This is a genomic window from Variovorax sp. J2P1-31, from assembly GCF_030317215.1.
Taxonomy (GTDB): Bacteria; Pseudomonadota; Gammaproteobacteria; order Burkholderiales; family Burkholderiaceae_C; genus Variovorax.
Genome location: NZ_JASZYA010000001.1, coordinates 130,083 through 152,779, shown reverse-complemented (window position 1 = coordinate 152,779; position 22,697 = coordinate 130,083). Strand labels below are relative to the sequence as shown.

20 protein-coding genes are annotated in these 22,697 nt (G+C 70.2%); 11 read left to right on the top strand and 9 right to left on the bottom strand.

Annotation, left to right across the window (positions count from 1 at the left end; genetic code table 11):
- Nucleotides 1-792 (top strand): BPSS1780 family membrane protein, encoded by a 792-nt coding sequence (locus QTI20_RS00730; protein ID WP_286550792.1) that lies wholly within the window; start codon nucleotides 1-3, stop codon nucleotides 790-792.
- A 129-nt stretch (nucleotides 793-921) separates the two neighbouring features.
- Here the strand turns inward: QTI20_RS00730 and QTI20_RS00725 are convergent, their stop codons facing one another.
- On the bottom strand, nucleotides 922-3,327 hold the full coding sequence (locus QTI20_RS00725; RefSeq protein ID WP_286550793.1) for a UvrD-helicase domain-containing protein: 2,406 nt from the start codon (nucleotides 3,325-3,327) through the stop codon (nucleotides 922-924).
- A 142-nt stretch (nucleotides 3,328-3,469) separates the two neighbouring features.
- Between QTI20_RS00725 and QTI20_RS00720 the strand changes: the two genes are divergently transcribed.
- Both QTI20_RS00720 and QTI20_RS00715 read left to right on the top strand, forming a co-directional pair.
- Nucleotides 3,470-4,135, top strand: coding sequence for an OmpW/AlkL family protein (locus QTI20_RS00720; protein WP_286550794.1), 666 nt, complete (start codon nucleotides 3,470-3,472; stop codon nucleotides 4,133-4,135).
- Nucleotides 4,136-4,353: 218 nt separating this feature from the next.
- The gene (locus QTI20_RS00715) at nucleotides 4,354-5,331 is read left to right on the top strand and encodes a GMP reductase (protein WP_286550795.1); all 978 of its coding nucleotides are present in this window, start codon (nucleotides 4,354-4,356) and stop codon (nucleotides 5,329-5,331) included.
- A gap of 13 nt (nucleotides 5,332-5,344) precedes the next feature.
- On the opposite strand, the gene QTI20_RS00710 is transcribed toward QTI20_RS00715, so the two are convergent.
- From QTI20_RS00710 to msrA, 4 genes are all read right to left on the bottom strand, one after another.
- Entirely contained in the window at nucleotides 5,345-6,292 is a 948-nt protein-coding gene (locus QTI20_RS00710) for an AEC family transporter (RefSeq protein WP_286550796.1), read from the bottom strand.
- A 45-nt stretch (nucleotides 6,293-6,337) separates the two neighbouring features.
- Nucleotides 6,338-8,425, bottom strand: coding sequence for a TonB-dependent receptor (locus QTI20_RS00705; RefSeq protein WP_286550797.1), 2,088 nt, complete (start codon nucleotides 8,423-8,425; stop codon nucleotides 6,338-6,340).
- Nucleotides 8,426-8,503: 78 nt separating this feature from the next.
- The gene (locus QTI20_RS00700; protein ID WP_286550798.1) at nucleotides 8,504-8,893 is read right to left on the bottom strand and encodes a hypothetical protein; all 390 of its coding nucleotides are present in this window, start codon (nucleotides 8,891-8,893) and stop codon (nucleotides 8,504-8,506) included.
- A gap of 14 nt (nucleotides 8,894-8,907) precedes the next feature.
- Nucleotides 8,908-9,471, bottom strand: coding sequence for a peptide-methionine (S)-S-oxide reductase MsrA (msrA, locus tag QTI20_RS00695; protein WP_286550799.1), 564 nt, complete (start codon nucleotides 9,469-9,471; stop codon nucleotides 8,908-8,910).
- A 92-nt stretch (nucleotides 9,472-9,563) separates the two neighbouring features.
- On the opposite strand from msrA, the gene QTI20_RS00690 reads away from it, so the two are divergent.
- The 4 genes from QTI20_RS00690 (at nucleotide 9,564) to QTI20_RS00675 (ending at nucleotide 12,799) form a co-directional block, all read left to right on the top strand.
- Nucleotides 9,564-10,244, top strand: coding sequence for a TetR/AcrR family transcriptional regulator (locus QTI20_RS00690; RefSeq protein WP_286550800.1), 681 nt, complete (start codon nucleotides 9,564-9,566; stop codon nucleotides 10,242-10,244).
- 42 nt (nucleotides 10,245-10,286) lie between these two features.
- Nucleotides 10,287-10,964 carry a protein-L-isoaspartate O-methyltransferase family protein gene (locus QTI20_RS00685; RefSeq protein WP_286550801.1) on the top strand — a complete coding sequence of 226 codons (678 nt, stop codon included), beginning with the start codon at nucleotides 10,287-10,289 and terminating at the stop codon, nucleotides 10,962-10,964.
- A 100-nt stretch (nucleotides 10,965-11,064) separates the two neighbouring features.
- Complete coding sequence (locus QTI20_RS00680; protein WP_183027233.1) at nucleotides 11,065-11,403, top strand: rhodanese-like domain-containing protein; 339 nt, start codon at nucleotides 11,065-11,067, stop codon at nucleotides 11,401-11,403.
- 25 nt (nucleotides 11,404-11,428) lie between these two features.
- Nucleotides 11,429-12,799 carry a TolC family outer membrane protein gene (locus QTI20_RS00675; RefSeq protein WP_286550802.1) on the top strand — a complete coding sequence of 457 codons (1,371 nt, stop codon included), beginning with the start codon at nucleotides 11,429-11,431 and terminating at the stop codon, nucleotides 12,797-12,799.
- A 9-nt stretch (nucleotides 12,800-12,808) separates the two neighbouring features.
- Here QTI20_RS00675 and QTI20_RS00670 read toward each other — a convergent pair whose 3' ends face one another.
- Nucleotides 12,809-14,209, bottom strand: a complete 1,401-nt coding sequence (locus QTI20_RS00670; RefSeq protein ID WP_286550803.1) for a 3-deoxy-D-manno-octulosonic acid transferase — start codon at nucleotides 14,207-14,209, stop codon at nucleotides 12,809-12,811.
- A 14-nt stretch (nucleotides 14,210-14,223) separates the two neighbouring features.
- On the bottom strand, nucleotides 14,224-15,606 hold the full coding sequence (locus tag QTI20_RS00665) for a phosphomannomutase/phosphoglucomutase (RefSeq protein WP_286550804.1): 1,383 nt from the start codon (nucleotides 15,604-15,606) through the stop codon (nucleotides 14,224-14,226).
- Nucleotides 15,607-15,717: 111 nt separating this feature from the next.
- Between QTI20_RS00665 and QTI20_RS00660 the strand changes: the two genes are divergently transcribed.
- From QTI20_RS00660 to QTI20_RS00650, 3 genes are read left to right on the top strand one after another with little or no spacing between them, the layout of a single operon-like run.
- The gene (locus QTI20_RS00660; protein WP_286550805.1) at nucleotides 15,718-17,241 is read left to right on the top strand and encodes an AlkA N-terminal domain-containing protein; all 1,524 of its coding nucleotides are present in this window, start codon (nucleotides 15,718-15,720) and stop codon (nucleotides 17,239-17,241) included.
- Nucleotides 17,238-17,735 carry a methylated-DNA--[protein]-cysteine S-methyltransferase gene (locus QTI20_RS00655; protein WP_286550806.1) on the top strand — a complete coding sequence of 166 codons (498 nt, stop codon included), beginning with the start codon at nucleotides 17,238-17,240 and terminating at the stop codon, nucleotides 17,733-17,735. Before QTI20_RS00660 ends, QTI20_RS00655 begins: the two co-directional genes overlap by 4 nt.
- 40 nt (nucleotides 17,736-17,775) lie before the next feature.
- Nucleotides 17,776-18,711 (top strand): DMT family transporter, encoded by a 936-nt coding sequence (locus QTI20_RS00650; protein ID WP_286550807.1) that lies wholly within the window; start codon nucleotides 17,776-17,778, stop codon nucleotides 18,709-18,711.
- Between the two features lie 10 nt (nucleotides 18,712-18,721).
- Here QTI20_RS00650 and QTI20_RS00645 read toward each other — a convergent pair whose 3' ends face one another.
- Nucleotides 18,722-19,378, bottom strand: a complete 657-nt coding sequence (locus QTI20_RS00645; protein ID WP_286550808.1) for a DUF1345 domain-containing protein — start codon at nucleotides 19,376-19,378, stop codon at nucleotides 18,722-18,724.
- Nucleotides 19,379-19,383: 5 nt separating this feature from the next.
- Entirely contained in the window at nucleotides 19,384-20,811 is a 1,428-nt protein-coding gene (locus QTI20_RS00640; RefSeq protein WP_183027225.1) for an aminotransferase-like domain-containing protein, read from the bottom strand.
- Between the two features lie 247 nt (nucleotides 20,812-21,058).
- On the opposite strand from QTI20_RS00640, the gene QTI20_RS00635 reads away from it, so the two are divergent.
- Nucleotides 21,059-22,690, top strand: coding sequence for a cbb3-type cytochrome c oxidase subunit I (locus tag QTI20_RS00635; RefSeq protein WP_286550809.1), 1,632 nt, complete (start codon nucleotides 21,059-21,061; stop codon nucleotides 22,688-22,690).
- Nucleotides 22,691-22,697 lie beyond the last annotated feature (7 nt).

Below are 22,697 nucleotides of genomic sequence, written 5' to 3'. Positions count from 1 at the left end.
ATGAAACTCAACATAGTCCCGGCCCGCACGGGTGCGACCTGGGTCCGCAGCGGACTGCAGACCTTCACCAAGCGGCCGCTGGCCTTCGCCTCGCTGTTCTTCTTCTTCATGGCGATGGTGTCGATCGCCTCGCAGCTGCCGCTGGTCGGCACCGCGCTGGCGCTGATGCTGCTGCCCACCATGACGCTGGGCCTGATGGCCGCCAGCGCCGAGGCCGCCAAGGCCGGGCCCGGCCAGAAGCCGCCGGCCGCCGCCGTGCTGCTGGCCGCGCTGACCGCCGCCCGCAGCGGCATCCGCCCGATGCTGGTGCTGGGCGCGCTCTATGCGGTGCTGTTCCTGCTGGTGATGGGCGTGTCGGCCTTGGCCGACGGCGGCCAGTTCGCACGGGTCTACCTGATGGGCGAGACCGTGAGCCGCGAGATGGCCGAGTCGGGTTCGTTCCAGGCCGCGCTGTGGATCGCCATGGCGCTGTACCTGCCGCTGTCGCTGGCCTTCTGGCACGCGCCGGCGCTGGTGCACTGGCACGGCGTGCCGCCGACCAAGAGCCTGTTCTTCAGCTTCATCGCCTGCTTCCGGAATTTCGGCGCGATGTTCGTCTTCGGCCTGACCTGGATCGGCGTCTTCATCGGCTCGGGCATCGTGCTGAGCCTGGTGGCCACGCTGTTCGCGGCGCTGGTCGGCGGCGGCGCGGCCGCGGCCGGCGGTGCGCTGATGGTGGGCGGGGCGCTGGTGATGGCGTCGATGTTCTTCACGAGCACGTGGTTCACCTTCCGCGACAGCTTCATAGACTGACCCCCCGAAGGGCTGGCCCACTTCGTGTGGCTGGCGCCCCTCCCCCCTTTCAGGGGGGCGACACCGGCGGCCCGGCAAAGCCGGTTCCGCGGTGTCCCTGGAAAAGAGTGCGCCGGCAGCGCTGGCTGATCAGACCGGCGTGAGCTTCGCCACCGACAGCGCCAGCCACTTCACCCCGTGCCGCGGGAAGTTGATCTGGGCGCGGGCGTCGTCGCCGCTGCCTTCCAGCGCGATCACCGTGCCTTCGCCGAACTTGTTGTGGAAGACCTGCATGCCCGAGCGCAGGCCGTGGGAGGGCGCGGCTTTCTGCGGCGGGACCGGGGGGCTGGCGAAGGCGTCGGGGCTGAAGCCGCCGCCGCCGGTGCCGGCGCGCGTGCTGCCGTAGCCGCCGCCGTAGCCGAAGGCCGAGGGCTTGAAGCCCTGGTTCTTGGGCGTGAGCCACTTGAGCGCGGCCTCGGGCAGTTCGTCGTAGAAGCGGCTCTTGAGGTTGTAGCGGGTCTGGCCGTGCAGCATGCGGGTCTGCGAGTGGCTCAGGTACAGGCGCTGGCGGGCGCGGGTGATGGCCACGTACATCAGGCGGCGCTCTTCCTCGAGGCCGTCGTGGTCGCTCATCGAGTTCTCGTGCGGGAACAGGCCCTCTTCCATGCCGGTGATGAACACGCAGTCGAACTCCAGGCCCTTGGCCGCGTGCACGGTCATGAGCTGCACCGCGTCCTGCCCGGCCTGGGCCTGGTTGTCGCCCGATTCCAGCGCCGCATGCGTGAGGAAGGCGGCCAGCGGGCTCAGCGTCTCGCCGGTCTCGGCATCGGGTGCCAGCGGCTCGTCGAGGACCGGCAGGTTGGGGTTCAGCCCCTGGCTCGCGGGCGATTGGCGCAGCTCGTCGACCGGCAGCGCCACCGCGTCGCGGCCGAAGCCTTCCTGGGTGACGAAGCTCTCGGCCGCGTTCACCAGTTCCTCCAGGTTCTCCACCCGGTCGGCGCCTTCGCGGTCGGCCTTGTAGTGCTCGATCAGGCCGCTGTGGTCGAGCACCAGCTCGATGATCTCGCGCAGCGAGATGCCCACGGTCTGCTCGCGCAGCACGTCGATCTTGGCGACGAAGGCCGACAGGTTGGCGCCGGCCTTGCCGCCGACCGCGCTCACCGCGTCGTGCAGCGAGTGGCCGGCCGCGCGCGCCGCATCCTGCAGCAGCTCGATGCTGCGCGCGCCGATGCCGCGCGGCGGGAAGTTGACGATGCGCAGGAAGCTGGTGTCGTCGTCCTTGTTCTCCAGCAGCCGCAGGTAGCCCAGCGCATGCTTGATCTCGGCGCGCTCGAAGAAGCGCAGGCCGCCGTACACGCGGTAGGGCACCGAGGCATTGAACAGCGCGGTCTCGATCACCCGGCTCTGCGCATTGCTGCGGTAGAGCACGGCCATCTCCTTGCGCTCGATGCCGTCGCGCACCAGCTGGCGCATCTCCTCGACCATCCACTGCGCCTCGGCGAAGTCGCTGGTCGATTCGTAGACCCGCACCGGCTCGCCCGGGCCCTGCTCGGTGCGCAGGTTCTTGCCCAGCCGCTTGGTGTTGTGGCCGATCAGCGCGTTGGCCGAATCGAGGATGTTGCTGTAGCTGCGGTAGTTCTGCTCCAGCTTGATCTGGCGCGAGACCTCGAACTCGCGCACGAAGTCGGCCATGTTGCCCACGCGCGCGCCACGGAAGGCGTAGATGCTCTGGTCGTCGTCGCCCACCGCGATCACGCTGTTGCCGCCGGGCGTGAAGCGGCCGCCGGCCGTGGTGCCCGAGAGCATCTTGATCCAGGCGTACTGCAGCCGGTTGGTGTCCTGGAACTCGTCGATCAGGATGTGGCGGAAGCGCCGCTGGTAGTGCTCGCGGATCGGATCGTTGTCGCGCAGCAGTTCGTAGCTGCGCAGCATCAGCTCGCTGAAGTCGACCACGCCTTCGCGCTGGCACTGCTCCTCGTAGAGCTGGTAGATCTCGACCTTCTTGCGGTCTTCCTCGCTGCGCACCTCGATGTCGCCGGGGCGCTTGCCCTCTTCCTTGGCGCCCGAGATGAACCACTGGGTCTGCTTGGCCGGAAAGCGCTCGTCGTCGACGTTGAACTGCTTCATCAGCCGCTTGATGGCCGAGAGCTGGTCCTGGGTGTCGAGGATCTGGAAGGTGGACGGCAGGTTGGCCAGTTTCCAGTGCGCGCGCAGGAAGCGGTTGCACAGCCCGTGGAAGGTGCCGATCCACATGCCGCGCGCGTTGATCGGCAGCATCGCCGTCAGCCGCGTGACCATTTCCTTGGCCGCCTTGTTGGTGAAGGTCACGGCCAGGATGCCGCCCGGCGTCACCTGCCCGGTCTGCAGCAGCCAGGCGATGCGGGTGGTGAGCACCCGGGTCTTGCCCGAACCGGCACCGGCCAGGATCAGCGCATTGCCCTCGGGCAGCGTGACCGCGGCGAGTTGTTCGGCATTGAGGTTGTGGAGCAGGGGCGAGGCGGCCGCTGGGGAAGGGGGGGCGCCGTCGAAAGCGTCGTGCGAGCCGAAAAGAGACATCCCGGCATTGTAGGAACGCCGGGCCCGGAATGCGCCGCGGACCGATGCTTGCCCTGGATCAAGGACACGAAGAGGCCGCTTCCGGACACTGGGTGCCAGTTGCCGCGCGCCCCCTGCGCGGCCCGCAACGGAGTCCCCGACCATGAAGAAGAACCTGCTCACGCGCGCCTGGATCGGCGCCCTCCTCGGCGCCCTGGGCGCCACCTGCGCCCTGCCCGCCGCCGCACAGGAAGCCCAGGGCAACTGGCTGCTGCGCGCCCGCGCCGTGCGCATCGATACGGCCAACCATTCCGACGCGATCGGCGCGCTGGCGGTGCCGGCCGATGCGATCCACGTCAACGACAAGACCATCCCCGAGATCGACATCACCTACTTCTTCACGCCGAACATCGCCGCCGAGCTGGTGCTGACGGTGCCGCAGAAGCAGCGCGTCACGATCACGCAGAGCGCGCTGGGCGGCCCGGTCGACATCGGCAGCTTCAAGCACCTGCCGCCCTCGCTGATGCTGCAGTACCACTTCATCCCCGACGGCACCGTCCGCCCCTATGCGGGCATCGGCCTGAACTACACGCGCATCGGCTCGGTGAACCTGGCCGTGCCCACGGTCGGCCGGCTGGACCTGGAGCACAACAGCTTCGGGCTGGCCCTGGGCGCCGGCGTGGACATCGCGATCGCGAAGAACGTGTTCCTGAACTTCGACGTCAAGAAGGTGCAGATCCGCACCGACGTGAGCCTGAACGGCAGCCGGCTGTCGACCGTGAAGGTCGACCCGCTGCTGATCGGCGTGGGCGTGGGCTACCGCTTCTGAGCACGCCGCGCCATGGCGCCGCACGGAAAATAAGGTCTATATGGAAAGCCGTCTGACCCGCGCGCGGCCGCTCCCCTAGAATCAATCACCGGGCCCAAGATTCTTGTCGCCCGGTTTTTTTTCGCCCGCTTTCGCGGCGACGGAACCGGCCAAGACCAAGCGCCCACGCCGACAGGGACTTCCTGCCGGCGAACCCTTCACAGGAGCTTGGTCTCATCATGCAAATTTTCGACTACGACAACATCCTGCTGCTGCCGCGCAAGTGCCGCGTGGAAAGCCGCTCGGAATGCGACGCCGGCGTGACGCTGGGCGGGCGCAAGTTCCGCCTGCCGGTGGTGCCGGCCAACATGAAGACGGTGGTGGACGAGACCATCAGCCTCTGGCTGGCACGGAACGGCTACTTCTACGTGATGCACCGTTTCGACCTGGACAACGTGCAGTTCGTCAAGGACATGCAGGCCCAGGGCGTGTTCGCCTCGATCTCGCTGGGCGTGAAGAAGGCCGACTACGACACCGTCGACCAGCTGGCCGCGGCCGGCCTGACACCCGAATACATCACCATCGACATCGCGCACGGCCATGCCGACACGGTGAAGAACATGATCGGCTACCTCAAGTCCAAGCTGCCGCAGTCCTTCGTGATCGCCGGCAACGTGGGCACGCCCGAAGCCATCATCGACCTGGAGAACTGGGGCGCCGACGCGACCAAGGTCGGCATCGGCCCGGGCAAGGTCTGCATCACCAAGCTCAAGACCGGCTTCGGCACGGGCGGCTGGCAGCTCAGCGCGCTCAAGTGGTGCGCCCGCGTGGCGACCAAGCCCATCATTGCCGACGGCGGCATCCGCGACCACGGCGACATCGCCAAGAGCATCCGCTTCGGCGCCTCGATGGTGATGATCGGCTCGCTGTTCGCGGGCCACGAGGAGTCGCCGGGCAAGACGGTCGAGGTCGACGGCGTGCTGTTCAAGGAGTACTACGGCTCGGCCAGCGACTTCAACAAGGGCGAGTACAAGCACGTCGAGGGCAAGCGCATCCTCGAGCCGATCAAGGGCAAGCTGGCCGACACGCTGGTCGAGATGGAGCAGGACGTGCAGAGCTCCATCAGCTATGCCGGCGGCAAGGCGCTGATGGACATCCGCAAGGTCAACTACGTCACGCTGGGCGGCGACAACGCCGGCGAACACCTGCTGATGTGAGGCCCCGGCCCGCCTAGAAGCGGGCCATCAGCGCCATCGCGGCGCTCAGCGTGAGCAGCGCCAGCACGGTCGACACGACCACGCTGGCCGTCACCAGTTCCTCCGCCACCTTGTAGCGCTGCGAGAACAGGAAGGCGTTGGCGCCGATGGGCATGGCCGCGGCCACCACCATCACCGTGAGCGGCAGGCCGCGCACGCCCAGCAGCCAGCCCGTGCCCAGCACCAGCAGCGGGTGCACCACGTTCTTGACCAGCGCCATGGTGAAGGCGTCGCGCAGATGCGTGCCGACCGGCGTCAGCGCCAGCGTCACGCCCACCAGCACCAGCGCCACCGGGCTGAAGGCCTGGCCCAGCAGCATCAGCGGCTTGTCGATGACGGCCGGAAGGCCCCAACCGGTCTGCGCATACAGCAGGCCCGCGATGATGGGCAGCGGCACCGGATGGAAGATCGAATTGCGCAGCGCGCGCCCCACGGTGCGCAGCAGATGGTGCCGCTGGCGGCCGTTCGAGGCCGCGTGCTCGCGCGCCACCATGAGCTCGATCAGCACCGTGGCGCTGGTGATCAGCACCAGCGAATGCAGCGACACCAGCGTGAGCAGCACCACCAGGCCGTCGGGCCCGTAGGCCAGGTCGACCAGCGCGACGCCGATGATCACGGTGTTGCTGAAGGTGCTCGCGATGGCCAGCACCGCCGCCGTGCGGTTGAGTCCGCGCCACAGCAGCGTGCCGATGAAGATGATGCCCGCGCCGATGAAGTACGCGGCCACGGGCTTCAGGCTCAGCTGCTCGAAGTGCACCGCGCTCATCGAGCGGAACAGCAGCGCGGGCGCGAGCAGCAGGAAGATCAGGTTGGAGAGGTCCTTGACCGCATGGGCCCCGACCCAGCGACGGTGCCCGGCGAGATAGCCCGCGGCGATGAGAAGGACGACGGGCAGCAGGGCGGAAGCGACAGGTGAATTCACCGCGGCGAGCATAGCGGCTCGCCGCGGCGGGTTCACGTCGGCGCTTTAGAAGTTGACGCGCAGGCCGACTTTCACGGAGCGGCCGGGCAGCGGCGCGGCAGGATAGACGGTCGTGGTCAGGATCGACGTCGCGCTGTAGGCCAGCTTGTTGCTCAGGTTGTCCAGCCGCGCATACCAGGTGAGGCTCGCGCCCTGCACCTTCATGCGGTAGGCCAGGGCCGCGTTCCACAGCGTGTAGGCCTCGGTCGCGCGCGCGCCTTCGGCCGGCACGCGGTTCTGCGCCGAGTAGCGGTCGAAGCCCAGGCGCGCGGTCCACGGTCCGTCGCCGTAGGCCAGCGCGGCGCCCACGCGCACCGGCGAGATGCGCGGCAGCGGCTCGCCGGTGTCGGTGTTGGTCGCGCGCACCAGGTCGCCGCGCCATTGCAGGTCCAGCGTCGATCCCGCGGTGGTGCCGGCGAAGCCGTCGGCGCCCAGCAGGCGCAGGTTGCCGCTGGCCTCGAGGCCGGTGAAGCGCGCACGCACGCCGCCGTAGACGTACTCGGCCAAGGTGTCTTCCGCGGCCGGGTCGGTGACCACCGCGCCCTCGCCGTCGCGCTGGTTGCCGGTGGCGGTCAGGCCGATGTAGTTGCGGAAGCGGGTCACGTAGGCGTTCACGCGCGCGTTGTTGGCGCCGGACTTCCACTGCGCGCCGATGTCGAAGCCGACCGACTTCTCCTTCTGCAGCGACGGATCACCCACCTCCCAGGCCGCGGTCGCGACGTGCGGGCCGTTGGCGAACAGCTCGTAGTCCTTGGGCGCGCGTTCGGTGTAGGCCAGGTTGGAGGTCAGCTGCCATTGCGGCGTCAGGTCGACCAGCGCGCCGAAGGCCGCGCTGTGCGGGTTGAAGCTGCGCTCGCCCACGGTGAAGCGGGTGATGGACGGGTCTTCGGGGTAGCCGAAGGACTGGACCTTGACCTGCTCGGTGCGCGCGCCGAAGCTCAGCCGGCCCCACGCGGTGCCGAGTTCCTCGTGCACGAACAGCGCGTTCGAGCGCGTGCGGCTGTGCGGCGCGAAAGCCTCCTCGCCGTCGGCCGAGAAGCGGCCGGTCTCGCTGGTGAAGCCGATCAGGCCCTCGAGGCCGCCGATCTTGCGGTGGCGCGCCTCGATGCGGATGTCGTTGGTCTTGTTGGCGAAGGTGGTGCCGGGCTCGCCGCCCTCGAACTCGGTGTGGCGGTAGTCGGTGTGGCTGATCTTGGCGTGCACGCTGCTGAAGAAGCCGCCCGGGCGCCATTCGCCTTCGAGCGCGTAGCGGTCCGACTTCATGCCGATGGTCACGTCGTCTTCGGCCACCGTGCCGTAGTCGCTGCGGTAGGTGCTGACCGAGGCGCCGATCCAGCCCTGGTCGAAGAACACCGAGCCGCCGACCGCGCCGCCATGGGCGCTGTTCTGCGAATTGCAGATGCGGCGCGCGAAGCCGGGCGAACCGGGCTTCTCGCAGGCGAGCTCGATCGGCACGCGCACGTCGTCCGAGCGGCGGTCGAAGGCGTCGATGTGCAGCGCGTAGCGGTCGTTGCCGCCTTCGAGCACCACGCCGCCGCTCTTCTCCTTGCTGCCGGTGGCATAGCCCGCGTCGGCGCGGCCGCCGAAGCCGTTGAGCGGTTCGCTGGGGATGCGGTTGTCGATCACGTTGACCACGCCGCCGACCGCGCTGCCGCCGTATTGCAGCGCCGAGGGGCCGCGCAGCACCTCGATGCGGTCGGTCACCAGCGCATCGACCGGCACCGCATGGTCGTAGCTCAGCGCCGAGGCGTCGGGCGCGCTGCCGCCGTTCTGCAGGATGCGGATGCGGTCGCCGTCCTGGCCGCGGATGATGGGCCGGCTCGCGTTGGGGCCGAAGTAGCTGCTGCTCACGCCCGGGATGTTGTTGAGCGTCTCGCCCAGCGTGGAGGTCGAGCGCTGCAGCAGCGCATCGCCCTGCAGGGTGTCGGTGGGCGCGATCAGTTCGGACGCGCCGAGCGGGTTGCCGGTGACGGTCACCTCGCGCAGGCTCGGGGCGGGCGCCGTCGCGGCGGGCGCGGTCTGGGCGTGGGCGGCCCAGGACGCGAGGGACAGGACGGCGACGCCGATGGCGCTGAGGCGGAAATTGGAAATCATGGTGCGGACTCGTTGAATCAAGGAAAAACCGGCCGCGGCCCCTCCGGGGGCTGCAGCCAATCGAATACCAGGGGGGATTCAGCGGGTCAGCGGAGGGCCACGCGCGTCGAACAGCGTGACCCAGCGGGCGAGGGCTTCGCCCAGGAAGTAGTGGAAGCGCGCCATCGGCAAGGCGATGGGCAGCACCACGAAGGGAACCGACAGCGCGGCGGCGCCGCCGGCGAGCTGGTCGTACAGCCGGCAGTCGGCGTCGACGTGATCGCCGAACAGGGCCAGCAGCCCGCCCTGCCCGACCTTGTGCGCATGGCCCACGCCGTAGGCCTGGGCCACGGCCGCGGAGGCCGGCGCATTGCCCGCGCCGGGGTGCAGCACCCGGTGCATCAGCCCCAGCGTGGACGCGAGCCACAGCGCCACCGCAAGGGCGACGATGAGGCTGGCGTGGCAGCGGGAATGGCGCAGGGCGTGCATGCGAGAGGCGCGCGTCAGTCCTTGACGCGGGCCGCGAAGGTCTTCTGGAACTTCTCGACCTTGGGCCCGACCACGAAGGCGCAGTAGCCCTGGTTCGGGTGGTTCAGGAAGTAGTCCTGGTGGTAGGCCTCGGCGGTCGAGTAGTTGGCGAGCGGCACCACCTCGGTCACCACGGGCGACGCATAGGTCTTGCCGGCCTCGATCTCGCGGATCACTTCTTCGGCCACCTGCTTCTGCGCATCGCTCGTGTAGTAGATGCCGCTGCGGTACTGGGTGCCGACGTCGTTGCCCTGGCGGTTGAGCGTGGTCGGGTCGTGCACCACGAAGAAGATCTCCAGCACCTCGCGCAGCGCGATCTCGCGCGGGTCGAAGACCAGCTTGACGACCTCGTTGTGGCCGGTGCGGCCAGTGCAGACCTGCTCGTAGCTGGGGTTGAGCGTCTGGCCGTTGCTGTAGCCGGACTCGACGTCGAGCACGCCGCGCACGCGGTCGAACACGGCCTCGGTGCACCAGAAGCAGCCGCCGCCCAGGACGATGGTCTCGGTCGGGGTGGCGGAAGGGGTGGTCGTGTCTGTCATGGCGGCTCGGTAAAAAGCGGAGCCCGCTATTGTCGCGGCTTGACGTGACGGATGGGCCTCACTACATTACTAACCCGCCAGTCATTAACTTCATGCCCCGCTTCCTCAGCAACAACCTCCTCTGCCCGGGCCGCGCCAAGCGCGAGCGCCGCAAGGAGGCGCGCCCGGGCGAACTGATCCAGGCCGCGCTCGAGCTGTTCGTCGAGAAGGGCTTCGCCGCCACCCGCTCGGAGGAAGTGGCGGCGCGGGCCGGCGTGTCCAAGGGCACGCTGTTCCTCTACTTCCAGAGCAAGGAAGACCTGCTGAAGGCGGTGATCACCGAAAGCCTCGCGGGCCGCTTCACCGAGTGGAACGAGGAATTCGAGGCCTTCGAGGGCAGCACCGCCGACATGCTGCGCTACTGCACCCAGGTCTGGTGGGAGCGCGTCGGCGCCACGCCGGTGTCGGGCCTGACCAAGCTGATGCTCAGCGAAGGCAACAATTTCCCCGAGCTCGCGGCCTTCTACCAGCGCGAGGTCGTGGCCCCCGGCCATGCGCTGATGCGGCGCATCCTGCGGCGCGGCATCGACCGCGGCGAATTCCTGCCGGTGGACGTCGACAACGCCATCTACACCGTGGTCGCACCCATGATTTTCCTGTTCCTCGTGAAGCACAACAGCACCTGGGTCGAGAGCGACATCGAGCTCGACCCGCTGAAGTACATCGCGACCCAGACCGAGATCGCCATCCGCGGCCTCTCCCGCCACCCGCCCTCGATTTCCCCGGCCGCCTAAAATCGTGGGTTTGCCTGAGTCCCACTCCGAAAAGAGAAACACATGAACACCCCCGCCACCCACGAGCGTCTGCGCTTCAACATGATCGAGCAGCAGATCCGTCCCTGGGACGTGCACGACCCGCTGGTCCTCGAACTGCTCAACACGATCCGCCGCGAGGACTACGTGCCCGCGGTGCACCGCGCGCTGGCCTTCTTCGACATGGAACTGCCGCTGGGCAACGGTGCCGAGCCCGGCCAGACCATGCTCGCGCCCAAGATCGAAGCCCGCACGCTCAACGACCTCAAGGTGCAGCCGCACGAATCGGTGCTCGAGATCGGCACCGGCTCCGGCTTCATGGCCGCTTTGCTGGCCGGCCGCGCCGCCAAGGTGCTGACGCTGGAAATCGACGCCCGGCTGGCCGAGAGCGCCGCGAAGACGCTGCAGCGCAACGGCGTGACCAACGTCGAGGTGCGCCACGCCGACGGCTCCAAGCCGCTGTCCAGCGGCCCGACCTTCGACGTGATCGTGCTCAGCGGCTCGGTGGCCCGCATTCCGCAGGGCCTGCTGGGCTCGCTCAACATCGGCGGCCGGTTGAGCGCCATCGTCGGCAACGAGCCCATGATGCGCACCCACATCGTGACCCGCGTGAGCGAAGGCCAGTGGGAAACCACGCAGCCCTGGGACACGGTCGCGCCGCGCCTGCTGAACTTCCCCGAACCCTCGCCCTTCAACTTCTAGCCGCATCGGCGCAGCGCGCACCGCGTCCGTCGCTCTTCTTGCGGAGAGCGACGCACGGCCCCGCCCGCTGCGTCCCCGCGTCACCCCGAAAAGCACCTTCATGATCGACCAAGTCCGCCCCTCCGACCTCGACGCCTGGTTCGCCCAGGACCCCGCGGCGGTGCCCGTGCTGCTCGACGTGCGCGAACCCTGGGAGCTGCAGACCGCGAGCGTCGCGCCGCAGGGCTTCACGCTGGTGGCCATCCCGATGAACGAGATCCCCGCGCGCCTGGGCGAGCTCGACGCGGGCCACCGCATCGCCTGCCTGTGCCACCACGGCGCGCGCAGCCAGCGCGTGGCGGCCTTCCTGTCGCAGAACGGCTTTGCCGACGTGGCCAACGTGGCCGGCGGCATCGATGCCTGGTCGGCCCTGCGCGACGCGAACGTCCCGCGCTACTGACTCTCTTCCTCCAAGGACGCATCCCATGCCCGCGACCCGCGTGACCCGGCTTCTTCCTCTTGCAGCCGCGCTGGCCGCGGCGCTCGCGCTGCCGGCCCACGGCCAGAGCCTGCTCACGCTCTACGAGGCGGCGCGCGACTACGACGCGAGCTACCAGAGCGCGCGGGCCCAGTTCGATGCCAACCTGGCGCGCGCCGCGCAGGCCAAGGCCGGCATCCTGCCGCAGGTGGGCGCGCAGGCCAGTGTGCAGCGCAACCAGTTCGACATCGACGTGATCTCAGGCGCGCCGCCGGGCTCGGGCGAGCGCAACTTCAACACCCAGAGCGCGGCCATCAGCGCCACGCAGCCGCTCTACCGCCCGGTCGCCTGGGCCGCCTACGAGCAGGGCAAGCGCCAGGCCGAGATCGCCCAGACCGTGCTGGCCACGGCCGAGCAGGACCTGATCGTGCGCGTGAGCCAGGGCTACTTCGACGTGCTGGCCGCGCAGGACACGCTGGCGCTGGTGCGCGCGCAGAAAACGGCCGTGGCCGAGCAGCTGGCCTTCGCCCAGCGCAACTTCGAGGTCGGCACGTCGACCATCACCGACTCGCGCGAGGCCCAGGCCCGCTACGACCTGGTGGTCGCGCAGGAGATCGCGGCCGAAAACGACCTGCAGGTCCGGCGCATCGCGCTCGACCAGCTGGTCGGGCGCACCGGCAGCGCGCCACTGCCGCTGGCCACGCCGGTGGTGCTGCCCGCCCCGGTGCCAGCCGACATGAACGCCTGGGTGGCGCAGGCCGAGGCCGTGCATCCCGCGATCCGCCAGGCGCAGCTGGGCCTGGACGTGGCCGGGCTGGAGGTGCAGAAGGCCGAGGCCGGCCACAAGCCGACCATCGACGCGCAGCTGGGCTACAGCGTGACGCGCAGCCCGCAGGGCAACCTCACGACCACCGTGGGCACGCGCGCCAGCGGGCCGAGCATCGGCGTGGTGTTCAACATGCCGCTGTTCGCGGGCTTCGCGACCGAGAACCGGATCCGCGAGACGCTATCGCTCGAGGAGCAGTCGCGCGCGGTGCTCGAGGGCACGCGCCGCAACGTGACGCAGGCCACGCGCACCGCCTACCTGGGTCTGATCTCGGGCGCGGGCCAGGTCAAGGCGCTGGAAGCGGCCGAGGCCTCGAGCCAGAGTGCGCTCGACGCCAACCGGCTGGGCTACCAGGTCGGGGTGCGCATCAACATCGACGTGCTCAACTCGCAGAGCCAGCTGTTCCAGACCAAGCGCGACCTGGCCGTGGCGCGCTACAACGTGCTGATGGGCAACCTCAAGCTGCGCCAGGCCAGCGGCACCCTGACGCCGACCGACCTGCAGCCGATCAACGCCGTGCTGGCGCAGGGCGGCACGCCGGCCCCGCGCTGATCCGCCGGATCAGTCGAGCGTGGGCTCGGCCCGCTCGGGCTCGGCGGTCGAAGAAGCCGAAGCGCCCGGCGCCGCAGCCGGCGGCTCCGCCGGCGCGGCCTGCATCGCGATCGCCAGCACCGCCGTCGCCGTGCGCTCCGCGGCGCCGCGGTTGGACGACGAGAAGGCCTGGGCCGACTGCACCATCGCCTCGCGCCGCACCGGGTCGCCCACCAGTTGCAGCGCGGCACGCACCGCCTGCTCCATGCCCTGCACGCGCAGCGCCGCGCCCGCGACCAGCGCGAGGTCGGCGGCCTCGGCGAAATTGAAGGTCGAGGGCCCCAGGATCACCGGGCAGCCGCAGGCCGCGGCCTCGATCAGGTTCTGGCCGCCCAGATCCTCGAAGCTGCCGCCCAGCAGCGCGGCGTCGGCCAGGCCGTAGTACAGCGCCATCTCGCCCAGCGAATCGCCGAGCCAGATCTCCGACTGCGTGGGCGCGCCCGCGGTGCTGCGCCGCGCGACCGCGAAGCCGTTGGACTCGATCAGCGCCGCAACCTCGTCGAAGCGTTGCGGGTGGCGCGGCACGATCATCCACTGCACCGCCGCCACCTGGCGCGCGATCGAGTCGATGCCGGGCGTGGCCTCGGGCAGCGGCGCGTTGGCTCCGAAGCGCTTGAGCACGTCGAGCAGCAGCTGCTCCTCGCCGTCGCGCGAGCTGGCCAGCACGACCAGCGGCCGCGGCAGCTGCGACTTGAACTTCTGCGCCGTCGCGAGCTGGCGCGCATCGGGCGAGGCGTCGAACTTGAGGTTGCCGTAGACGCCGGCCACCTTGGCGCCCAGCGACACCAGCCGGTGCGAGTCGGCCTCGGTCTGGGCCCAGACGGCGGTCAGCGCCGAGTAGGCGGGGCGGGCCAGCCAGCCCAGGCGTTCGGCCGAGGCCAGCGATTTCTCGTTGAGCCGCGCGTTGGCCAGCACCAGCGGAATCCGGCGCTCGCGGCAGGCCGCGACCATCTCGGGCCAGACCTCGGTTTCCATCAGCACGCCGATGCGCGGCGCGAAGCGGTCGAGGAAGCGCGCCACGGCGGCCGGCGTGTCCCAGGGCTGCCAGACCTGCAGGTCGCCCGGCTCGAGCAGCTTGGCGCCCTCCTCGCGGCCGGTGGCGGTGCCGTGGGTGAGCAGGATCGGGATGCCCGGATGCTGGCGCCGCAGCTCGGCGATCAGGATGCCGGCCGCGCGCGACTCGCCCAGCGAGACCGCATGCACCCAGCACCAGCCGGCGCCGACCGCGGCCTCGTCGTAGTGGCCGAAGCGCTCCTCGACCGCATGGGCATAGCCCGGTTCGGCGACCGCGCGCCGGCGCAGCTTGCGCCGCACCAGCGGCTGGGCCAGGGAGGTGAAGAGCCCGTAGAGGCGAAGCGAAAAGGAACGCACGCTGACAGGAACCTTCAGTGCGCGGCTTCGGCCAGCGCGTAGTCGGGCTTGACGGTCTTGAGCAGCGCCAGCATCTCGGCTTCGATGCGGTGCAGCGCGGCCTCGGTCTGGCCTTCGAAGCGCATCACGAGCACCGGCGTGGTGTTCGAGGCGCGGATCAGGCCGAAGCCGTCGGGCCAGTCGACGCGCACGCCGTCGATGGTGGAGATGCTCGCGGGCGCGGGGAAGTTGACGGTCTTGACCAACTGGTCGACCAGCGCGTGCGGCTCGCCTTCGGCGCACTTCACGTTGAGCTCGGGTGTCGAGAAGCTGGTGGGCAGGCCGTCGAGCACGGTGCTCGCGTTGGGGCTCTTGCTCAGGATCTCGAGCAGGCGGCAGCCGGCGTAGGTGCCGTCGTCGAAACCGAACCAGCGCTCCTTGAAGAAGATGTGGCCGCTCATCTCGCCGCCCAGCGGGGAGTCGATCTCCTTCATCTTGGCCTTGATCAGCGAGTGGCCGGTCTTGTAGATCATCGGCACGCCGCCCGCGGCCTCGATGGCCGGGCCCAGGCGCTGCGAGCACTTCACGTCGTAGACGATGGTGCCGCCCGGCACGCGCGAGAGCACGTCCTGCGCGAACAGCATCATCTGGCGGTCGGGGTAGATGTTGTTGCCTTCGCGGGTCACGATGCCCAGGCGGTCGCCGTCGCCGTCGAAGGCCAGGCCCAGTTCGGCGTCGCCGGCCTTGAGCGCGGCGATCAGGTCCTTGAGGTTCTCGGGCTTGCTGGGGTCGGGATGGTGGTTGGGGAAGTTGCCGTCGACCTCGCTGAACAGTTCGGTCACCTCGCAGCCGATGGCCCGCAGGATCGCGGGGGCCGAGGCGCCGGCGATGCCGTTGCCCGAATCGACCACGATCTTCAGCGGGCGCGCGAGCTTGATGTCGCCGACGATGCGCTGGGTGTAGGCCTCGGTCACGTCGACCTTGCGCACGCTGCCACCGGGGGCCAGCGTGGCGCTGTCGGCCTCCATCACCTGGCGCAGGCCCTGGATGTCGTCGCCGTAGATCGCGCGGCCGGCCAGCACCATCTTGAAGCCGTTGTAGTCGCGCGGGTTGTGGCTGCCCGTGACCTGGATGCCGCTGGTGGCGAGCGTGTGGGCCGCGAAGTACAGCATGGGGGTGGTGACCGCGCCCACGTCGATCACCTCGACGCCGGTGGCCACCAGGCCGCGGATCAGCGCCTCGACCAGCGAGGGGCCCGACAGGCGGCCGTCGCGGCCGACCGCCACGGATTTCTCGCCGGCCGCGCGCGCCGCGCTTCCGAAGGCCTTGCCGAGCGCTTCCGCGATCTCGGGGTCGAGCGTGCTGGGGACGACGCCCCGGATGTCGTAGGCCTTGAAGATCGATGCGCTGAGTTGCATGGCGTTGCCCTGAAAGTTCTCAAAAACGGAAGCCATTGTAGGCATGCCCACCTTCGGCCAGATGTCCGGAAATGGCTACTTGCGAGAGGGTGCAACCGTATGATCGATCGCATGGCCCAGGCATCTTCCTCCCCCGCACCCGGCGCACCCGGCGCCGAGCTGGAAAGCGACGCCTGCTACCTGGCGATGACCACCCACGATGCGCGCTTCGACGGCAGCTTCTTCACCGCCGTGACCTCCACCGGCATCTACTGCCGGCCGGTCTGCCGGGTGAAGCTGCCGCGGCGCGAGAACTGCCGCTTCTTCCGCCATGCGGCCCAGGCCGAGGCCGAGGGCTTCCGCCCCTGCCTGCGCTGCCGGCCCGAGCTGGCGCCGCGCGCGGCGAGCTGGTCGACCGAGGACGCCTCGCGCATCCTGGCGCTGCAGGCCGCCAGATTGATCGACGAACCCGACGCCTGGAGCGAGGACGGTCCCGGCGCCGCCCGGATCGCGCAGCGCCTGGGCGTGAGCGACCGCCACCTGCGCCGCATCTTCGAGGCCCAGTTCGGCGTTTCGCCACTGCAATACCTGCAGACGCGGCGCCTGCTCGCGGCCAAGCAGCTGATCGCCGACACCGCGCTGCCGATGGCGCAGGTGGCGCTGGCCAGCGGCTTCGCGAGCGTGCGGCGCTTCAATGCCGCCTTCCTGGCGCACTACGGGCTCAATCCGAGCGCGCTGCGGCGTGCCGGCGACCAGCCGAGCGGCCACACCATCGCCGTGCGGCTGGGCTATCGCCCGCCCTACGACGTGGACGCAGTGCTGGGCTTCTTCGCCCGGCGCGCGCTGCAGGGCGTCGAGGCCTTCGATGCCGGCGGCACGCGTTTCGCGCGCACGCTGCGCGTCCAGCATGCGGGCCGCGCCTGCACGGGCTGGATCGCGCTGCGCTTCGACCCGGCGCGCGAGCAGTTGCAGCTGGCCGTGAGCGACACGCTGGCCGGCGCGCTGCCGGTGGTGATCAGCCGCGTGCGCGCCCTGCTCGACCTCGATGCCGAGCCGATGGCCATCAACGCGCTGCTGCACGCCACCTTCCCGCTGGGCGACGGCCTGCGCGTGCCGGGCACGGTCGACGGCTTCGAGCTGGCGGTGCGCGCGGTGCTGGGCCAGCAGATCACGGTGGCCGCGGCGCGCACCCTGGGCTCGCGGCTGGTGGCCGCCTTCGGCGAGCCCGTCGAGACCCCGGTCGCCGGGCTCACCCACCTGTTCCCCACGCCGGCCGCGATCGCGGCGGCCAGCGGCGACGCACTGGGCCAGCTGGGCATCGTGCGCCAGCGGCAGGCGGCGCTGCAGGCGCTGGCGCACGAGGTGGCCTCGGGCCGGCTGGCGCTGCATGCGGGCGCCGACGTGCCGGCCACCTTGGCCGCATTGCAGGCGCTGCCGGGCATCGGCGACTGGACCGCGCAGTACATCGCGATGCGCGCGCTGCGCTGGCCCGATGCCTTTCCCTCGGGCGACGTGGCGCTGCAGAAGGCGCTGGGCGTGGGCACGGCCCGCGCCGCGGCCGAGGCCTCGCAGGCCTGGCGGCCCTGGCGCAGCTATGCGGTGCTGCGCGCCTGGCACACGCCGCCCGCCCCTTCCCTCGAACGGAGCACGCCATGAAGTTCAAGACCCCCCTCCTCCGCACGCTGCATGTCGACACCGCGCTCGGCGGCGTCACGCTGGCCGCCACCGACGACGGCCTGGCCGGGCTCTGGTTCGACCGGCAGCGCCACCTGCCCGACATGCGCGGCTGGCAGCCCGACGACGCGCACCCCGTGCTGCGCGCGGCCGCGGCGCAGCTGCAGGACTACTTCGCAGGCACCCGCAGCGATTTCGACCTGCCGCTGGACCTGTCGCACGGCACCGCCTTTCAGCAGGCCGTGTGGCAGGCGCTGTTGGCCATTCCCGCGGGCCAGACCACCAGCTACGGCACGCTGAGCCAGCGCGTGGGCAACCCGGCGGCGGTGCGCGCGGTCGGGGCCGCGGTCGGCCGCAACCCGATCAGCGTGATCGTGCCCTGCCACCGCGTGCTCGGCGCCGACGGCTCGCTCACCGGCTATGCGGGCGGGCTCGAACGCAAGACCGCGCTGCTGGCCCTCGAAGGCGCCCGCTAGCATCGGGGCCGGCGTTCGCGCGCCGTTCTCGACCACCCTTATGACAACAACCAACAACAACACCGTCTCGCCCCTCGCCTCGCCCAAGGCTTCCAACGCCTGGCTCCTCGACCTCGTGCTGCTGGGGGCGCTGTGGGGCGCGTCCTTCCTGTTCATGCGCATCGGCGCGGCCGAGTTCGGCGCGCTGCCGGCGGCCGCGGTGCGGGTCACGGTGGCCGCGCTGTTCCTGCTGCCGCTGCTGTTCCTGCGCGGCCAGGCCGCGGCGCTGCGGCAGCACTGGAAGGCCAGCTTCGTGATCGGCATCCTCAACTCGGGCCTGCCCTTCGCGCTGTTCTGCTTTGCGCTGCTCACCATCAACAGCGGGCTCGCGGCCGTGCTCAACGCCACCGTGCCGATGTTCGGCGCGCTGGTGGCCTGGGCCTGGTTCAGCGAACGGCCCAGCGGCTCGCGCATCGTCGGGCTGGTGATCGGCTTCACCGGGGTCGCGATGCTGGCCAGCCGCAGCGCCGGCCTGCACGCCGATGCCAGCGGCTACGGCGCCACCTGGGCCGTGCTGGCCTGCCTGGGCGCCTGCCTCTGCTACGGCGTGGCGGCCAGCGCCACGCGGCGCCACCTCGGCGGCGTGCCGGCCCTGGCCACCGCCACCGGCAGCCAGCTCGGCGCCACGCTGTTCCTCGCGCTGCCCGCGCTGTGGTTCTGGCCCGAGAAGATGCCCAGCCTGCGGGCCTGGCTCGCGCTGGTCGTGCTGGGCGTGGCCTGCACCGGCCTGGCCTACATACTGTTCTTCCGCCTGATCGAACGCGCCGGGCCGGCGCGCGCGCTGACCGTGACCTTCCTGGTGCCGGTGTTCGCGGTGTTCTACGGCACCGTGTTCCTGGGCGAGCACATCACGCAGTGGATGCTGGTGTGCGCGGCCGTGATCGTCTGCGGCGTGGCGCTGTCGACGGGGCTGGTGAAGCTGGGCCGGAAGGCCTGAGCGCGGCGAGTCAGATACTCCCGGCCACCACGTTGATCGACAGGGCCAGCACCAGCATGTTGAAGGCGAAGGCCAGCACGCCGTGCACGAGCGTGATGCGCCGCATGACGCGCGAGGTGACCTGCACGTCCGACACCTGCGAGGTCATGCCGATCACGAAGGAGAAGTAGAGGAAATCGAAGTAATCCGGGTCCAGCTTGCCCGGAAAGTCCAGGCCCGGGCCGGCCTCGGTCTTCTGCATCTCGGTCTGGTAGTAGCGGTGCGCGTAGTGGAAGGCGTAGATCGTGTGGATCAGCAGCCATGAGGCCGCGAGCGCGAACATGCCCAGCGCAATGTGCGCGGCCCGCTCGATGCCGTCGAGCTGCTTGACCTGCTGCAGCATCATCAGGATGGCCGAGGCCGACGCGGCCACGGCCGTGAGCGTGATGACCAGGATCAGCACGTTGGGCTGGTCCAGCGACTGGGAGCGCGCCCGCGTGCGCTCGGCGTCGAAGGTCTCGGCCAGCCACCAGGCCAGCAGCAGGTAGACCAGCGTGCCGCAGGTCCAGCCCAGCAGGCCGCGCGCGATGCCGCCCATGGGCCAGGGCACCAGGCCCACGGCCAGCCCGGCCGCGGCGCCGTAGGCCAGGCGCTGCAGCCCGGCGGCCTTCGAGAGATGTGTTTGCATGGCGCTCACTTTAGCGAGGCCGCCACCAGCCGGCCCAGCGTGACCACCGCCTCCTCGGCCCGCGCATCCCAGGCATGGCCGTAGTTGAGCCGCAGGCAGTTCGCGAAGGCCCGGCTGGCCGAGAAGATCGGGCCCGGCGCCACGCTGATGCCCAGCGCCAGCGCGCGGCGGTGGATCTCGATCGCGTCGACGCCCTCGGGCAGCTCGACCCAGAGGAAGTAGCCGCCGGCCGGCCGCGTGGCGCGGGTGCCGGCCGGGAAGTGCCGCGCCACCGCCTCCGCCAGCGGCGCCTGCTGCCCGGCCAGGGTCTGGCGCAGCTTGCGCAGGTGCTTGTCGAAGCCGCCGTGCTCGAGGTAGGTCGCGAGCGCGGCCTGCGCGGGCGCCGAGGCGCCCAGCGTGGTCGTGAGCTTGAGCCGGCCCACGGCCTTGGCGTGGCGCCCGGGCGCGGCCCAGCCGATGCGATAGCCCGGCGCCAGGCACTTGGAGAACGAACCGCAGTGCATCACCAGCCCCTGCGTGTCGAAGGCCTTGGCCGGCAGCGGGCGCTTGTCGCCGAAGTAGAGCTCGGCGTAGACGTCGTCCTCGATCAGCGGGATCTCGTGCTCGGCGAGCAGCGCCACCAGCGCCTTCTTCTTGGCCTCGGGCATCAGGCTGCCCAGCGGGTTCTGGAAGGTGGTCATGAGCCAGCAGGCGCGCGGCTTGTGGCGCTCGATCGCGCGCGCCAGCGCCGCCAGGTCGATGCCCTCGCGCGGATGCGTGGGCACCTCGATGGCCTGCAGGCCCATGCGCTCCAGCGCCTGCAGCGCCGCATAGAAGGTGGGCGACTCGACGATCACCGAATCGCCGGGCCGCGTGACCGCCGCCAGGCAGAGGTTGAGCGCCTCCAGCGCGCCGTTGGTGACCACGATCTCGTCGGGGTGCACGTGGAGGCCGTCGGCCAGGTAGCGCAGCGCGATCTGGCGGCGCAGCGCGGCGTTGCCGGGCGTGAGGTCGTCGACCGTGCTCCAGGGGTCGAGCGTCTTCGCGCTCGAAGCCAGCGCCTGGCCCAGCCGGGCCAGCGGGAACAGCAGCGGGCTCAGGAAGGCCGAGCCGAAGGGCACCACGTCGCGCGTCTTGCTGGCCTCGAGGATCTCGAACACGCGGTCGCTCACGTCGACCGCGATCGAGGCGTCGGCCGGCTGCGAGCTCAGGTCGGGCTCGGGCGGCACGCGGCGGCCCTTGGCGCCGGCGGCGGCCACGTAGTAGCCCGAGCGCTCGCGCGCCCGGATCAGGCCGCGCGCCTCGAGCAGGTAGTAGGCCTGGAACACCGTCGAGGCGCTCACGCCGCGGCTGGCGGTGGTGTGGCGCACCGAGGGCACGCGGTCGCCGGGTTGCAGCACGCCGCTGCGTATCGATTCCTCGACATCGGCCGCCAGGGCCTCGTAGCGCTTCATGGAGGGCTCCGGAAGGAGCAGGCGGCACGCCTGATCCGTATTTTCTGGGTTGATTCAGGCAGCTCAGGCAACTGCGCCGATTCGGTCCCGCCAGTGTATTCCTCTCGCACGCTTTCCTTCTGATCCGGTTTTTCACCTATCAACTGATGGTTCTCCAACTGATGCGTTCGGCCTAGCATCGGCTTCCGTCTTCGCCACCGCCCGCCGCCTTCGCAGGGAACGGGGCGACGCTGCCCCACGAGTGCCCATGAATCCCACCGCCCTGCTGCTGGCCACCTTCCTTCTTTCCATCGTCGGCCTGTTCGGCTTCATCTGGTCGCTGCGCAAGGGCCTGTTCGACGCCGAGTCCAGCGGCGCGCGCACCATCTTCTCGCCCGGCGAGATCGGCCGGCCCGAAGAACCCTCGGCCAGCGCCGACCAGCACCATGCGCTCACGCGCGTGGTCGCGGCGCACGCCGGCGAGGTGGCCGGCCCGGCACCCACCGAGCTGGCCGCGCGCGAGGCGGCCGACCGCTCGAGCTCCTTCCCGGCCTTCATGCTGATCGCCTGCGCCACGGTCTGGCTGGTGGTGGCCTCGGCGGCCGGCCTGCTGAGCTCGCTGAAGCTGCACTGGCCCGACCTGCTGACCGATCAGGCCTGGCTCGGCTTCGGCCGGCTGCGCACGCTGCACCTCAATGCCGTGGCCTACGGCTGGGCGCCGATGGGCCTGCTGGGCCTGGCGATCTGGATGCTGCCGCGCCTGCTCAAGACGCAGCTGCAGGGCGGCCGGCTGGTGATCGTGGGCACGCTGCTGTGGAACGCCGGCCTGGTCGCGGGCCTGGGCGGCCTGGCGGTGGGCATCAACGCCGGCATGGAATGGCTGGAGATCCCCTGGCAGATCGGCGCGCTGTTCGCGCTCGGCGGCATGCTGATCGGCCTGCCGATGGCGCTGATGCTGCAGCGGCGCCAGGTGCAGCATCTCTACGTGTCGGTCTGGTACATGGGCGCGGCGCTGTTCTGGTTCCCCACGCTCTACATCGTGGCCAAGGTGCCCGGCGTGCACTTCGGCGTCGAGCAGGCGACCATGAACTGGTGGTTCGGCCACAACGTGCTGGGCCTGTTCTACACGCCGCTGTCGCTGGCCTGCGTCTACTACTTCCTGCCCAAGGTCATCGGCCGGCCGGTGCGTTCGTACAACCTCTCGCTGCTGGGCTTCTGGACGCTGGCCTTCTTCTACGGCCAGGTCGGCGCGCACCACCTGATCGGCGGGCCGATCCCCGAATGGCTGATCACGCTGTCGATCGTGCAGAGCGTGATGATGGTGATCCCGGTGGTCGCGTTCTCGGTCAACCAGCACCTCACGCTCAAGGGCCACTTCGGCGCGCTGCGGCATTCGCATGTGCTGCGCTTCATCGTCTTCGGCGCCGTGATGTACACCTGCGCCTCGCTGCAGGGCTCGTTCCAGGCGCTGCGTTCCTTCAACGCGGTCACGCACTTCACCCACTTCACCGTGGCCCACGCCCACCTGGGCATGTACGGCTTCGTCTCGATGGTGATCTTCGGCGGCGTCTACTTCGCGCTGCCGCGCATCCTCGACGTGCGCTGGCCGCAGCCGGCGCTGATCGGCCTGCACTTCTGGCTGGTGGTCGCGGGCTTCACCGTCTACATGGTGACGCTGAGCATCGGCGGCGTGCTGCAGGGCCTGATCCTGCTCGACCCCGCGCGGCCCTTCATGGACGCGGTGGCGGTCACGCTGCCCTGGCTGCAGGGCCGCTCGGTCGGCGGCGCGCTGATGACGCTGGGCCACCTGGTGTTCGCCTGGCACGTGCTGCTGATCTCCGCGCGCTCGGGCGTGTTCGCCCCGGCCGAGCGCCTCGCCTCGCCCGTCACCACCGCCTGAGGCCCCT